Consider the following 13,300-nt stretch of genomic DNA (forward strand, 5'->3'; position numbering starts at 1 on the left):
CGCCAGTTGGCAGGTCGCATCAATCGACTTGACCAATGGCCAACCTGTCAGTGATGTGTCCGAACAAGCGTCAGCTATGTCTCCGGTCTAAACACTTCGCGGGCGATGACAGCTGAATGCGGGGTGGGTGCGCCCTCAAACCCCGCCCCTCACTTCTCCGCCAGATAAACCTCTCCCAGCAGCGACGAGTTCGACCACGGCACCTGCTTGCTCTTCGTGGTCGACACCACCTCCGCCCGCACACGTGTCAGCATCTGCTGCACTTCCAGGCCAGGCGTGCCGAGATGGCGGGAGAGGGCAGCGGAGAACGGCGAGTTGGCGCCTTCGCCGTCGAGCGCGACCTGGCCCGGCGCAGTGGCGAAGGCGATCAGCGTGCCGGCACCGAGCGTCGCGCCGGCGCCCAGGCTCGTTGGCGCTGCGAGGCCCGAGGCAGCTTCGATGGCGCGGTTGGTGCCAGCCGATGCGACCTGCTGTGCCATCGGATTATTGCGGCAGGCATCGAAGATCAAAATGTTGGTGCGGACCTGGTCATCGAGGCCGGTCATGATCGTGTCCATGTCGATCATCGCGTCCGTCATCCTCGCGGCCGGCTTAAGTTCGACGTCGACCGGAATGAGATAGTTGCGGCCGTCGACCTGCACGCCGTGGCCGGCATAGTAGACCACCACGACCTGCGCCCGCGCCGCCTCCCGCAAGAAGTCACGCGTCATCTTCTGCATCGCCGAGCGGTCGAGGTCGACGCCTTCTGATACAGTGAAGCCGATATCGCGCAGGCTCGTCGCAACGGCGCGCGCGTCATTGGGCGGATTGGGCAGCGCCTTGACATGCGCATAGGCGCCGTTGCCGATGATCAGCGCCATGCGCGTGCCGCGCGCGGCCGGAGCAGGCGAGGGAGGCGCCGCGGCACCCGTCTGCTGGGGAGCCGGCGCCTTTGCCGGCTGCGTCGTCGGTGACGGCGCATCGCGCGGGATCGGCACGCTAGCGTCGGTGATCAGCGACAGCCGCACCTTTGCGGTGGCTTGATTGGCCTTGCTGCCGGCATCGGACGCCGCGATCGCCAGCGTGGCCTTGTAGTCGTCGCTCGCGTGCGCGTAATCGCCTTTCGTCTCATAGGCCAGCGCGCGATGGGTGTAGCCCGAGATCAGCACGCTGTTCGGCGGCGTCATGATGTTGACGGGCGGCTTCTCCTTCGCAAGCCGAATCGCTTCGCTGCCGTCGGCAATCGCGCGATCGTAATCGCCTCTGACACGCCAGATCGCGGTCCGGTTGATCAGCGGCTGCGGCAACGTCGGGTCGAGCCGGATCGCCTGGTTGATGTCGGCCAGCGCGCCGTCGAGGTCGCCGAGCGCCTCCTTGGAGATGCCGCGGTTCTGGTACGAGAATGCCGATTTCGGATCGGCTTTGATCGACATATCGTAATCGGTAATGGCCTTGGCGTAATCGCCTTTGCCGCGCCAGGCATTGCCGCGATTATGGAAGATGGTACCAACAGGCGGGCCCAGCTTCAGCGCATCGTCGAAATCGGCGATCGCGATCTCGTACTCGCCTCTGTCATAGTAGGCCGATCCCCTGAGATTATAGACTGCCTGGCTCGGCTGGAGCCGGATCGCTTCCGTGGCGTCGGCGATGACCTTTGGGTATTCGCCCTTCTTGTTCCAGCCCACCGCGCGCCAGAAGTAGACCGTTGCGAGCTGCTCGCCCTTGAACACCTTCAGCGCAATGATCTTGCTGCAGGTATCGATCATCTGGTCCGCCGGCGTGCTGTCGGTGGTGCAGAGCGGCCCAAGCTGGCTGCGCGCCTGCGCAAAAGCGGGCGCCGACCAAAAGGTTGCGGCGAGCAGGCAGAGCGCGACGAGCAGGCGACGCATTGGCGGTGGTCCCGTAGAGCAGAGGCGTCTGTTGGTTGCCCGGAAGGGGAAGGTGGTTCACGGCCTCGCTGTTGTGCACATGGCAAACGGGGGGCGGCTCTATCCCTATTCCCTCAGTGGGCAGATTTTGCTACGAGGCATTACCCAACCCTTCTGCCCACCGCGTCCCACTCCATGAAGAATGACGAAATCCTGAGCCAAATCACCGAGTTCTGCCGTAACGCGGACATGGCGGAGTCGACGTTCGGACGGCGCGCGGTGAACGATGGGAAGCTCGTGCACCGCCTGCGCGAGGGCAAGCGCATCACGATCGACACCCTGGACCGGATCCAGGCCTACATGGCCGCATCGATGGCCGGCGGCGTGCCGCCGCCGCGGGGACTTCAGGTGCCCCCGGAAAAGCGCGATCCGCGCGGCAATTTCCGCTTTTTCGAGAACCGCCAGAAATACCTGCTGTTCGTCCACACTTGCAGTGAGAAGCGGGTGGTCGCCGAGCGCGTGGCGCTGGAGCTTGCAAGCATCCATCCCCGCCCCCCGGCGCTGCGTGTGTTCGATGCCGGCGTTGGCGACGGCACGGTGCTGGCGCGCGTGCTGCGCTCGATGCATCAGCGCTTTCCGCACATGCCCTTCTATGTCGCCGGCAAGGAGCTCAGTCTCGAGGACCTCCGCCTGACACTGGACAAGGTGCCGGATCGCATTTTCGAGCATCCGGCCTCGGTGTTCGTTTTTACCAACATGCTTTATGCGGAGGCGCCCTGGCTCACGCCGTCATCGCCCTCAGCGGCAGCCGCGACAGTCTGGCATGAAGTTCCCCTGCGGGGTGCTTCCTCGGGCGAGTTCGAGACGCAAATCGCGGAGTTGAAGCCGTTTTTGGAGCAGAACTGGCGCGCGGCGGTCAGCCCGCGCACGGGAATGCCGCTCTATGAGCGGCCGGTCGTGCTGGTGCTCTACCGCGAAGACCAGCGTTTTCTGCTCGATTCGACCATTCCACGGCCGGGCCAGGCCGAGGCCAATTTCGACCTCGTTATTGCATCTCAGCCATACCGCGCGCTGTCCTCGGTCAATTTTCGGGCAAAACGGATCATTGCGCCCCTGGCCCGGGCCTTGCGGGCGGGCGGCCGCCTGATCGGAATTCACTCTCATGGCCAGGATCCGGGCATGGAGATGATCCAGGCGATCTGGCCCGGAGAAAATCCTTTCTCGGTGAGCCGTCATGAGCTATTGCGCGCGGTGAAGTACGAGCTCGGCTCGGTGGGCCGCGACTTAAATTTTAATGCTTACGCAGATAACCGCTCGATCTTCAGGTATGATATGGAAGCGCTGCCCAACGAGGTGACAGGCACTATCGGAACCTCGACGGCCTTTGCAGCCTGGAATGCGGCGGTGTATGTGGCTCAGATTGAGGACGACCGGTTGACGGAAATGACTCAAAACGGCCGCACTCTGGATGCCGCCAGGGACGTGCTGCGAAAGTACAATGGGCTCTGGTTTCTCGACGAATCCTACGTCATCTCGCGCCGGCGTGATTGACATCATTCAAAGCTAAATATCGCAACGCCCGCCAGCTAGCGGCGGAACAAGGGGTTACTGATGCGCGCGTCCTATCTCTTCACCAGCGAGTCCGTGTCCGAAGGCCATCCGGATAAGGTGTGCGACCGGATCTCCGACGAGATCGTCGATCTGTTCTACCGCGAAGGACCGAAAGCAGGCATCGATCCCTGGCAAATCCGTGCCGCCTGCGAAACGCTCGCGACCACCAACAAGGTCGTGATCGCCGGTGAGACCCGCGGTCCCGCATCCGTCACCAATGAGCAGATCGAAGGCGTCGTCCGCGCCGCGATCAAGGACATCGGTTACGAGCAGGAAGGTTTCCACTGGCAGAAGGCGGACATCGAGATCCTGCTGCATCCGCAGTCCGCCGACATCGCGCAGGGCGTCGATGCGCTGCAGCCGGGCGAAGTCAAGGAAGAGGGCGCGGGCGACCAGGGCATCATGTTCGGCTACGCCACCAACGAGACGCCGGATCTGATGCCGGCACCGATCTTCTACGCCCACAAGATCCTGCGCCTCATCTCGGAAGCGCGCCACTCCGGCCGCGAGAAGGTGCTGGGCCCGGACTCGAAGAGCCAGGTCACCGTGCAGTACGAGAACGGCAAGCCGGTCGGCGTGCGCGAGATCGTGGTCTCGCATCAGCATCTGGTCGAGGACATCTCGTCCAAGCAAATTCGCGACATCGTCGAGCCCTATGTGCGCGAGGCGCTGCCGAAGGAATGGATCACTGCGAAGACCATCTGGCACATCAACCCGACCGGCAAGTTCTACATCGGCGGTCCCGACGGCGATTCCGGCCTGACCGGCCGCAAGATCATCGTCGACACCTATGGTGGCGCGGCCCCGCACGGCGGCGGCGCGTTCTCCGGCAAGGATCCGACCAAGGTCGACCGCTCCGCGGCTTACGCTGCCCGCTACGTCGCCAAGAACATCGTCGCGGCCGGTCTTGCGGATCGCTGCACGCTGCAGCTCGCCTACGCCATCGGCGTGGCGCGTCCGCTGTCGATCTACATCGACACCCACGGCACCGGTAAAGTGTCGGAGGAACAGCTCGAGAAGGCCGCCGCCAAGGCGATGGATCTCACCCCGCGTGGCATCCGCAGCCATCTCGATCTCAACCGCCCGATCTACGCGCGCACCTCCGCCTACGGCCATTTCGGCCGTACCCCCGACAACGAGGGCGGCTTCTCCTGGGAGAAGACCGATCTCGTCGAAGCGCTCAAGCGCGCCGTCTAAACGCTCTTACCTCGCCCCGCTTGCGGGGAAGGTCGCCGCGAAGCGGCGGGTGAGGGGGACTCTCCACTGGCCGAGTTGCGCGGATGGAGCCCCTCACCCCAGCCCTCTCCCCGTAAGAACGGGGAGAGGGAGAAGACTGTGCCGCAAGGCGCTTCGTTTGCTTCGTTACTGACACGCCAGACCCACCACTAGGAAACAGACATGAACGCGAAGCCCGGCTTCACCGATTACATCGTCAAGGACATTTCGCTCGCCGATTTCGGCCGCAAGGAGCTCTCGCTCGCCGAGACCGAGATGCCTGGCCTGATGGCCACCCGCGAAGAGTATGGCCCGAAGCAGCCGCTGAAGGGCGCGCGCATCGCCGGCTCGCTGCACATGACGATCCAGACCGGCGTGCTGATCGAGACGCTGGCAGCGCTCGGCGCCGACATCCGCTGGGTCTCCTGCAACATCTATTCGACGCAGGACCACGCCGCGGCGGCGATCGCAGCCGCCGGCATTCCGGTGTTCGCCGTCAAGGGTGAGAGCCTTACCGAGTACTGGGACTACACCGCAAAACTGTTCGACTGGCACGGCGGCGGTCACCCGAACATGATCCTCGACGACGGCGGCGACGCCACCATGTACGTCCATCTGGGCCTGCGCGCCGAGAATGGCGACACCAAGTTCCTGGACAAGCCGGGTTCGGAAGAAGAGGAAGTCTTCTTCGCGCTTCTGAAGAAGCAGCTCAAGGAGAAGCCGAAGGGCTACTTCGCCGAGATTGCCAAGAGCATCAAGGGCGTTTCCGAAGAGACCACCACGGGCGTGCATCGTCTCTATGACATGCAGAAGGCCGGCACGTTGCTATGGCCCGCCATCAACGTCAACGACAGCGTCACCAAGTCGAAGTTCGACAACCTCTATGGCTGCCGTGAATCGCTGGTCGACGGCATCCGCCGCGGCACCGACGTGATGATGTCCGGCAAGATCGCGATGGTTGCGGGCTTCGGCGACGTCGGCAAGGGTTCGGCCGCCTCGCTGCGCCAGGCCGGCTGCCGCGTCATGGTCTCCGAAGTCGATCCGATCTGCGCGCTGCAGGCGGCGATGGAAGGCTATGAAGTCGTGACCATGGAAGACGCTGCGCCCCGCGCCGACATCTTCGTCACCGCGACCGGCAACAAGGACATCATCACGATCGAGCACATGCGCGCGATGAAGGATCGCGCCATCGTCTGCAACATCGGTCACTTCGACAACGAGATCCAGATCGCGGGTCTGCGTAACCTGAAGTGGACCAACATCAAGCCGCAGGTGGACGAGATCGAATTCCCCGACAAGCATCGCATCATCATGCTGTCGGAAGGTCGCCTCGTGAACCTCGGCAATGCGATGGGCCATCCGTCCTTCGTGATGTCGGCCTCCTTCACCAACCAGACGCTGGCGCAGATCGAGCTTTACGCCAACAACAAGGACGGCAAGTACAAGAAGGAAGTCTACGTGCTGCCGAAGTCGCTCGACGAAAAGGTCGCGCGCCTGCACCTCGCCAAGATCGGCGTCAAGCTCACCGAGCTGCGCAAGGACCAGGCCGACTACATCGGTGTCAAGCAGGAAGGCCCGTACAAGTCGGACCATTATCGCTACTGATCCGCTGATCGTATCTATGTATCGACGCAAAGCCCCGGAGCGATCCGGGGCTTTGTTGTATCGAGCGCAACGCACGTGTCTCCTCGCGGTTGTGTCAGGGGCCGATTGCCAGTTGACGAGGGATCGTCCCGGTCAGACAATCGTTGACGGCGGAGGAAACAAATGTCGCAAGAACATTTCGACGTGCTGATCGTCGGTGCCGGCCTGTCCGGCATCGGCGCGGGCTATCATCTTCAGGCCAAGTGTCCGGGCAAGAGCTACGTCATCCTCGAGGGGCGCGACTGCATCGGCGGCACCTGGGATCTGTTTCGCTATCCCGGCGTCCGCTCCGACAGCGACATGTTCACGCTCGGCTATTCCTTTAAGCCGTGGACGGATCCGAAGGCGATCGCCGACGGCGCGCAGATTCTCAATTATGTGCGCGAAACCGCTGCCGAGAACGGTATCGAGAAGCACATCCGCTTCCGCCATCGCGTCAAGCGTGCCGCGTGGTCGACGCCGGACGCACGTTGGACCATCGAGGCCGAGAGCATCACCGGCGAGGGCATGGCAGAAACCGTGCGCTTCACCTGCAATTTCCTGTTCATGTGCTCGGGCTATTACAAGTACGAGGCAGGCTACACGCCGGAGTTTCCGGGCGTCGCGGATTTCGCCGGCCGCGTCGTGCATCCGCAGAAATGGACCGACGACATCGATTGCGCCGGCAAGCGCGTCGTCGTGATCGGCTCGGGCGCGACCGCGGTGACGCTGGTGCCGGAGCTCGCCAAGACGGCCGCGCAGGTCACCATGCTGCAGCGCTCGCCGACTTACGTGGTGTCGCGCCCGGCGCAGGATCCCGTCGCCAACAAATTGCGGCGAAATCTGCCGACGCGACTTGCCTATCACCTGATCCGCTGGCGCAACGTGATGTGGGGGATGTTCTTCTTTCAGCTCAGTCGGCGCCGCCCTGCGAAGGTCAAGGAGCTGGTTCTCAAGGGCGTGCAGATGGCGCTCGGCCCCGACTACGATGTCGCGACCCATTTCACGCCGCGCTACAATCCCTGGGACCAGCGGCTCTGCCTTGTGCCGGATGGCGACCTGTTCAAGGCGATTCGCGAGCAGCGCGCCTCCGTGGTGACCAAAGAGATCGACATGTTCACCCACGGCGGTATCCGCCTGAAGGACGGTAGCGAGCTTGCGGCGGACATCATCGTGACCGCGACGGGACTGGTGCTCCAGGTCGTCGGCGGTCTCGACATCAGTGTCGACGGACGCGCCGTCGATTTCGCCAATACGCTGACCTACAAAGGCATGATGTATGCTGACGTGCCCAACATGGCTTCTGCGTTCGGCTACACCAACGCATCATGGACGCTGAAATGCGACCTCACCTGCGAGTATGTCTGCCGCCTCATCAACTACATGGACCGGCACAATTTCCGGCAGTGCATGCCGCATAATGACGATCCCGCGATCACGGCGCAGCCGTCGCTCGATTTCACCTCGGGCTATGTCCAGCGCTCGGTCGCAAAGATGCCGAAGCAGGGCTCGAAGCAGCCGTGGCGGCTCTACCAGAACTACGCGCTCGACATCGTCTCCCTGCGGTTCGGCCGGATCGACGATGGCGTGATGCAATATTCCTGATCGCAACGACCTCCGCGTTCTATGCCTTGCGCGTGGTAAGCGGCAGAAGATCAATCGCGAGCGCGAGCACGACGGCGCCTGTGAACAAGTGCCTCCGACATCGAACCCGACCGCTGACGCGGTCGGGGGTGGACTTGCTGCTTGGCATCTGCGTCTGTCACGTCCTCCTCGTGCGCGCGAAGGCACGGATGCGTTCAGTGGCCGGCGCTCTGGCCACCGTCGACATGCAGGATTTCGCCGGTGACGAAGGAGGCGCCCTCGAGATAGAGCACGGCATCGACGATGTCGGACATCTCGCCCATATGGCCGACAGGATGCAGCGCATCGAGCTGGGCATGCGTCGCGACGGGGTGCATCGGCGACTTGATGATGCCGGGCGACACCGCGTTCACGCGGATACCGCGCCTGGCATATTCGATCGCGAGCGACTTGGTCGCGGCGCTCATTCCGCCCTTGCTCAGCGAGGCCAGCACCGAGGGCACGTTTGAATTGGCTTGGTCGACTAGCGTGGTTGTGATCTGGACAACGTGGCCGGACCCCTGCTTCTCCATCTCGGCGATGGCGAGCTGCGTCACGTGGAAGAAGCCCGCGACGTTGGTGCCCATCACCGCCGCATAGTCCTCCGCCGTGTACTGCGTGAACGGCTTTGCGACGAAAATGCCGGCGTTGTTGACCAGCGTGTCGACACGGCCGAAGCCGGAGATGGCTTGGGAGACTACGCGCTCGGCGGTGTCCCTCTCGGAGATGTCGCCGGGAACGGCGAGGACATCGTCATCGCCCGACGGCTTGATGGAGCGTGCCGTCGCGACGACACGATAGTTGCGATCGCGAAAACCCTGGACTAGGGCGGCACCGATGCCCTGCGAAGCACCGGTGATGATGGCGACCTTCTGTTCGATACCCATGACGGGCTCCTGTTGTTGATGTTCAAAATCTGCGCCAGCCGCGGCTGGCTTGGCGATTGAAGTACGCCGCAGCGGGCCGGCTGCGAATATGCGCTGTCCGGCAGACACTCTTTCGCGGCGCGAACGAATGCCGGCCGTCGCCCGGCGGTGGTTGTCGCAGCGGGAGCGAACGCCTAGCTTGGAGTCGGAGCTCGATGGGCTGGCGGGAAACGTATGGATCGTCTGGATGCGATGAAGGTGTTCGTCCTTGCGGTGGACGAGGGCAGCCTCGCGGCTGCGGGCCGCAAGCTCGGCCGTTCGCCGGCGGCGGTGAGCCGTGCCATTGCGTTCCTGGAGCAGCGGGCCGGCGCTGAGCTGCTGCATCGGACCACACGTTCGATCAAGCTGAGCGAGGAGGGCGAGCGCTATGTCGCGGTCTGTCGCCGCGTGCTCACCGAATTGGAGGAGGCCGACGACATTGCGGCCGGGCCCCGCACAGCGCCCCGCGGCCTGCTCACAATCACTGCGCCCGTGGTGTCGGGTGAGATGGTGCTGCGGCCGATCCTCGATGCCTTTCTCGATGCCTTTCCGACCGTGTCGGCAAAGCTCCTGCTGTTCGATCGTGCGGTCAATCTGATCGAGGAGGGGGTCGACGTCGCGCTCCGCATCGGCCATCTCGCGGATTCGGCGATGGTCGCGATGCGGGTCGGCGAGATCAGCCGCGTCGTGGTGGCATCCCCACGTTATCTGAAGCAGCACCCGCGCATCACCGAGCCCGGCGATCTCGCCAAGCACCAGATCATCGCGATGGCCCACCTTCCCAATTCCTGGACCTTTGCGCCGCAGGCCGGCTCGTCGGCTGCCCGCACGGTGCAGTTCACGCCGCGGCTCGTCGTCAACAGCACCTACGCGGCGGTGGCCTCGGCCGTCGCCGGCCGCGGTGTGGCGCGAATGTATTCGTACCAGGTGGGCGAGCAGGTCGCGCGCGGCGAGCTCGAGATCGTGCTGGCCGGCGACGAGGATCCCGAGATCCCTGCGCATTTGATCTGTCCGCAGGGCCGGCTCTCGGTGCCGAAGGTGCGGACCTTCACGGACTTTGCGGTGCCACGGCTGAAGAAGCAGTTTGCTCAGCTCAAGAACAGCATCACCGCGCGGTGAGCCGCTGCGTGCACGGGCAATGCGTTGTTTTGCGTATACGGCCGCTCGGGTGAATCGGCCATGTTGCCCGAACGGTTAACGCCGGATTAACCGCGGAGTCCTAGCCTGTCTCGGCCGGGGTTACTTGCAAGGCCGAGGTGAGCCCAATGGAAGCCCAGAGAATCGCGGTCGACGCCGTCGTCGCGTTGACCGATTGCGACCGCGACGCCGTGATCACGTTCATCCGCCGCCTGTATCTCGCCGGCGTCACCGACCCGAAGCGCCTGACCTTCAAGGGTCTCCAGGCCCTGTCACGGGCGTGACCAGGGCCCCGTACAATCTGTTTACTGGACGGTCGGATCGCTGATCCGGATTGACGTGACGCGGTCCGCCTGCACTTCGAACGAGAAGGGCCATGGATGATAGGTCCAGAGCTCGGTCTTCTCCAGTCCGCTCGGCCCGACATGGAAGGGACCGCCGAACTGCGCCATCAGTTTCTCGGTGCTGTCGCCGAGATTGATGTGGTTGAAGCTGTAGCCGGGGGCCGGTGCCGGCCCGCTGACCTGAAGCGCGATCACGCGGTTCGCTTTCACGGTTGCGGCGAGATAGGGAGGCTGATCGGCCTTGCCGAGGAAGTACACATAGTTCGTTGCGTTGTTCGCCGGCGGCAGCTTGCGGTGCGGTTCGCCGAGCGCGGCCTTCAGTGACGCCTCCGAGATGCCGACGCCCAGCGCGCCCATGCGCTGGCAGGCGAAGCTGAGTAAATCAGGATCCTGCGGGGCGGCGCCCTTCTTGGTTTCGACGCGGCAGGCGAATGTCTGCCCTTGCCGCAGCCATTGGCCGCGCAGCTCCGGATCTGGCGTCTTGCCCTGCTGCGGCCGCGGCTGAGCGCCTTGGCCATTCGCGGGTACGGATATTCCAAGCAGAGACGGCGCGAGCGCGAAGCCCGCCAACGACCGCCATATCCCCAAGACGCAACTCCAGTTCCCAACCTGGGGAACCCAAGATACCACGCGGCCGAAACCGGCTGCAACGCCGGTATTGAGGTGGGCGCGGCTTCGATTTGTTCTTGTGCGCCGCCCCGCCCAGGGCCGTGCCAATCACAACCTGCGGAGCAGCCTCAGGATGCATGTCGATATCTTGCCACTCGGGCCGCGTCGGGATAGATCACGTCCCCGGTTAAATCACCGGGAACTGGGGAGATGTTAAAACTGCTTTTTGCGCCGCAACTCGTCGTTCTCTATGTGCTGGCGGCATCGACCATCTACGTTCATTTCCGCGGCAAGCAGCGGCTGCGCTTCGCGCGCCAGCTTGGCGACCACTCCACCTATCTCGCGCCCTACAATGTGCTGATGTATGCGGGCTCGGCGGTGCCGAACAAGCCGGTGATCCCGGTCGATCAGTTTCCCGAGCTGAAAGCCCTCAGCGAGAATTGGGAGACCATTCGCGATGAGGCCGTTCGCCTGTTCGACGAAGGCTTCATTCGCGCGGCGGCGAAGAACAACGATTGGGGCTTCTACTCGTTCTTCAAGAGCGGCTGGAAGCGCTTTTACCTGAAATGGTACGATGACTTCCTGCCCTCTGCGCGCACGCTGTGCCCGAACACGGTGGAACTGCTCAACTCCACTCCGAGCGTGCATGGTGCGATGTTTGCGATGCTGCCGCCGGGCGGCAAGCTCGGCGCCCACCGCGATCCCTTTGCCGGTTCGCTGCGCTACCACCTCGGCCTCGTCACGCCGAACTCGAACAGGTGCCGCATCCTAGTCGATGGCGTCGAATGCATCTGGCGCGACGGCGAGGCCTTCATGTTCGACGAGACCTTCATTCACAGCGCCGAGAATGCCACCGACGTCAATCGCATCATCCTGTTCTGCGACGTCGAGCGTCCGATGAAATACGGCTTCATGACCGCAATCAACCGCTGGGTCAGCCACCACATCGTCAAGGCCTCTGCAACCCAGAACGTCGACGGCGAGAGCGTCGGCGTGCTCAACAAGGTGTTCGGCAAGCTCTACGAGATCCATCTTGCGAGCCGGCAGATCGAGCAATGGAATCGCAACGTCTGCTACACGCTCAAATATTCGCTGACGGCGCTGATCTTCGGCCTCATCGTGCTGTCGGCGCTGCGATGACCGCGTCTAGTGATGGTGCTTGTGTTCTTCGGAGTCATCGGGGCGTTGGTAACCGCGCAGCTCCGCGTATCGCTGCATTTGGCTCCGGTCGAGCAGAGCGGTTGTCGATAGATGGTATTTGAGGTGGCTGTCGCGGAGCAGTGCCTGGGTTTCCGAAATGGCAATGAGGGCCGCCTTGAGTGATTCCGATGTCACGACGCGGGCGGAGAAGAGGCGGTCCAACTCCGTTTCCTGCTCGACCAGCTTGTTACCCAGCGGGACCGCCTCTTGCTTCATGGCATCGAAGAGGCGCTGAACCTGGATGCGCTGATCTGCGGTCAAATCAAGCCGATCACCGAGCTCAAGAACATGGCTTGGGCCGGGATATCCATTGAGTTCGGCTGCAAGCGCCAGGCCCATGCCACGTCCGGCTCGAAGATCGTCGATCTGCTGCTGCGACAGCGCCTTGATGGGGCGATGCTCGAGGCCGGCATAGGGCTGACTGGACTGCGCGCTGGCAACATTGCACGAGACGATAACCGTGGCTGCAAGCAGGAGAAGGCGTCTCATGAGTCCGGCTCCATGAAATCGGCCCGGTTCGTGGATCGATCTCCACCGGTGCTCTCCACATACCTTGCTGGACGGTTCGCCTCATGGCAACAAAGATTGCCGCGATTGAGTTGCCGAACACGGAGCAGGCGATGGCCTCCTTGCCGACCGCGAATACCGAGATCACGCAGTTCTTTCGCCACTGGCTAGAGACCTTCGCGGGCTATGTCCGCGAGGTCGACTATGCTTCAGCGCGGCCGCTCTTCCATCCGGATGTGCTGGCGTTCGGCACGCATAACGACGTTATCCCCGGCCTCGAGCAATGGGTCACCACGCAATGGGACAACGTCTGGCCGAAGACGTCCGACTTCCGTCTCGTCATCGCCCAGGCCTCGATCCTGGCATCGTCCGATGGCACAATGGCGACAGTGATCGTGCCGTGGACGAGCACGGGCTATCATCCCGACGGCAGCGCGTTTCCAGGCCCCGGCCGGGCCACGATGGTGTTTTCAAGACATGGCGATAGCTGGCTCTGCGTGCATTCGCACATGTCGCTCAATCGCGGTGTGCCGCAGACAAGCCACGCCAATCGGCCGGTGAAGGCTTGGTAGTGCCCCCCTCGCGGGGCTTATCGACCGACTAAAGTTTTAGCCTCCCATTTCACGTCGGTTGGAACTCTTGGAACCCAACGTCGTTTTTTCGGCAACAATAACAGGTG

Annotated in this window: 12 protein-coding genes; 8 read left to right on the plus strand and 4 right to left on the minus strand. The window is 63.1% G+C overall.

Annotation, left to right across the window (positions count from 1 at the left end):
- Window positions 1-149 precede the first annotated feature (149 nt).
- Window positions 150-1,868 carry a caspase family protein gene (locus tag ABIB80_RS16560; protein ID WP_354127969.1) on the minus strand — a complete coding sequence of 573 codons (1,719 nt, stop codon included), beginning with the start codon at window positions 1,866-1,868 and terminating at the stop codon, window positions 150-152.
- Between the two features lie 174 nt (window positions 1,869-2,042).
- Between ABIB80_RS16560 and ABIB80_RS16565 the strand changes: the two genes are divergently transcribed.
- The 4 genes from ABIB80_RS16565 (at window position 2,043) to ABIB80_RS16580 (ending at window position 7,901) form a co-directional block, all read left to right on the plus strand.
- Window positions 2,043-3,398: a hypothetical protein gene (locus ABIB80_RS16565; protein WP_354127970.1), complete on the plus strand. Its 1,356-nt coding sequence runs from the start codon at window positions 2,043-2,045 to the stop codon at window positions 3,396-3,398.
- Window positions 3,399-3,458: 60 nt separating this feature from the next.
- Window positions 3,459-4,655, plus strand: coding sequence for a methionine adenosyltransferase (gene metK, locus ABIB80_RS16570; protein ID WP_007601978.1), 1,197 nt, complete (start codon window positions 3,459-3,461; stop codon window positions 4,653-4,655).
- A 201-nt stretch (window positions 4,656-4,856) separates the two neighbouring features.
- Window positions 4,857-6,278 carry an adenosylhomocysteinase gene (gene ahcY, locus ABIB80_RS16575; RefSeq protein ID WP_354127971.1) on the plus strand — a complete coding sequence of 474 codons (1,422 nt, stop codon included), beginning with the start codon at window positions 4,857-4,859 and terminating at the stop codon, window positions 6,276-6,278.
- A gap of 162 nt (window positions 6,279-6,440) precedes the next feature.
- Entirely contained in the window at window positions 6,441-7,901 is a 1,461-nt protein-coding gene (locus ABIB80_RS16580) for a flavin-containing monooxygenase (protein WP_354127972.1), read from the plus strand.
- A 194-nt stretch (window positions 7,902-8,095) separates the two neighbouring features.
- Here the strand turns inward: ABIB80_RS16580 and ABIB80_RS16585 are convergent, their stop codons facing one another.
- Window positions 8,096-8,806 (minus strand): SDR family NAD(P)-dependent oxidoreductase, encoded by a 711-nt coding sequence (locus ABIB80_RS16585; RefSeq protein WP_354127973.1) that lies wholly within the window; start codon window positions 8,804-8,806, stop codon window positions 8,096-8,098.
- Between the two features lie 213 nt (window positions 8,807-9,019).
- Here ABIB80_RS16585 and ABIB80_RS16590 point away from each other — a divergent pair, with 213 nt between their 5' ends.
- Both ABIB80_RS16590 and ABIB80_RS16595 read left to right on the plus strand, forming a co-directional pair.
- Window positions 9,020-9,943: a LysR family transcriptional regulator gene (locus ABIB80_RS16590; protein WP_354127974.1), complete on the plus strand. Its 924-nt coding sequence runs from the start codon at window positions 9,020-9,022 to the stop codon at window positions 9,941-9,943.
- A gap of 146 nt (window positions 9,944-10,089) precedes the next feature.
- Window positions 10,090-10,245: a hypothetical protein gene (locus ABIB80_RS16595; protein WP_007601983.1), complete on the plus strand. Its 156-nt coding sequence runs from the start codon at window positions 10,090-10,092 to the stop codon at window positions 10,243-10,245.
- A gap of 21 nt (window positions 10,246-10,266) precedes the next feature.
- Here the strand turns inward: ABIB80_RS16595 and ABIB80_RS16600 are convergent, their stop codons facing one another.
- Window positions 10,267-10,893, minus strand: a complete 627-nt coding sequence (locus ABIB80_RS16600) for a hypothetical protein (RefSeq protein WP_354127975.1) — start codon at window positions 10,891-10,893, stop codon at window positions 10,267-10,269.
- Window positions 10,894-11,124: 231 nt separating this feature from the next.
- On the opposite strand from ABIB80_RS16600, the gene ABIB80_RS16605 reads away from it, so the two are divergent.
- Window positions 11,125-12,054: an aspartyl/asparaginyl beta-hydroxylase domain-containing protein gene (locus tag ABIB80_RS16605; protein ID WP_354127976.1), complete on the plus strand. Its 930-nt coding sequence runs from the start codon at window positions 11,125-11,127 to the stop codon at window positions 12,052-12,054.
- A 6-nt stretch (window positions 12,055-12,060) separates the two neighbouring features.
- Here the strand turns inward: ABIB80_RS16605 and ABIB80_RS16610 are convergent, their stop codons facing one another.
- On the minus strand, window positions 12,061-12,603 hold the full coding sequence (locus ABIB80_RS16610; RefSeq protein ID WP_354127977.1) for a hypothetical protein: 543 nt from the start codon (window positions 12,601-12,603) through the stop codon (window positions 12,061-12,063).
- A gap of 131 nt (window positions 12,604-12,734) precedes the next feature.
- Between ABIB80_RS16610 and ABIB80_RS16615 the strand changes: the two genes are divergently transcribed.
- Entirely contained in the window at window positions 12,735-13,193 is a 459-nt protein-coding gene (locus ABIB80_RS16615; RefSeq protein ID WP_354128113.1) for a YybH family protein, read from the plus strand.
- Window positions 13,194-13,300 lie beyond the last annotated feature (107 nt).

The organism is Bradyrhizobium sp. i1.15.2, assembly GCF_040548425.1.
GTDB classification, from domain to species: domain Bacteria; phylum Pseudomonadota; class Alphaproteobacteria; order Rhizobiales; family Xanthobacteraceae; genus Bradyrhizobium; species Bradyrhizobium canariense.

Bases quoted from the DNA above. Each gene is read 5' to 3' on its own strand.
- ABIB80_RS16560 (WP_354127969.1), bottom strand. From the start codon at position 1,868: ATGCGTCGCCTGCTCGTCGCGCTCTGCCTGCTCGCCGCAACCTTTTGG.
- ABIB80_RS16565 (WP_354127970.1), top strand. From the start codon at position 2,043: ATGAAGAATGACGAAATCCTGAGCCAAATCACCGAGTTCTGCCGTAAC.
- metK (WP_007601978.1), top strand. From the start codon at position 3,459: ATGCGCGCGTCCTATCTCTTCACCAGCGAGTCCGTGTCCGAAGGCCAT.
- ahcY (WP_354127971.1), top strand. From the start codon at position 4,857: ATGAACGCGAAGCCCGGCTTCACCGATTACATCGTCAAGGACATTTCG.
- ABIB80_RS16580 (WP_354127972.1), top strand. From the start codon at position 6,441: ATGTCGCAAGAACATTTCGACGTGCTGATCGTCGGTGCCGGCCTGTCC.
- ABIB80_RS16585 (WP_354127973.1), bottom strand. From the start codon at position 8,806: ATGGGTATCGAACAGAAGGTCGCCATCATCACCGGTGCTTCGCAGGGC.
- ABIB80_RS16590 (WP_354127974.1), top strand. From the start codon at position 9,020: ATGGATCGTCTGGATGCGATGAAGGTGTTCGTCCTTGCGGTGGACGAG.
- ABIB80_RS16595 (WP_007601983.1), top strand. From the start codon at position 10,090: ATGGAAGCCCAGAGAATCGCGGTCGACGCCGTCGTCGCGTTGACCGAT.
- ABIB80_RS16605 (WP_354127976.1), top strand. From the start codon at position 11,125: ATGTTAAAACTGCTTTTTGCGCCGCAACTCGTCGTTCTCTATGTGCTG.
- ABIB80_RS16610 (WP_354127977.1), bottom strand. From the start codon at position 12,603: ATGAGACGCCTTCTCCTGCTTGCAGCCACGGTTATCGTCTCGTGCAAT.
- ABIB80_RS16615 (WP_354128113.1), top strand. From the start codon at position 12,735: ATGGCCTCCTTGCCGACCGCGAATACCGAGATCACGCAGTTCTTTCGC.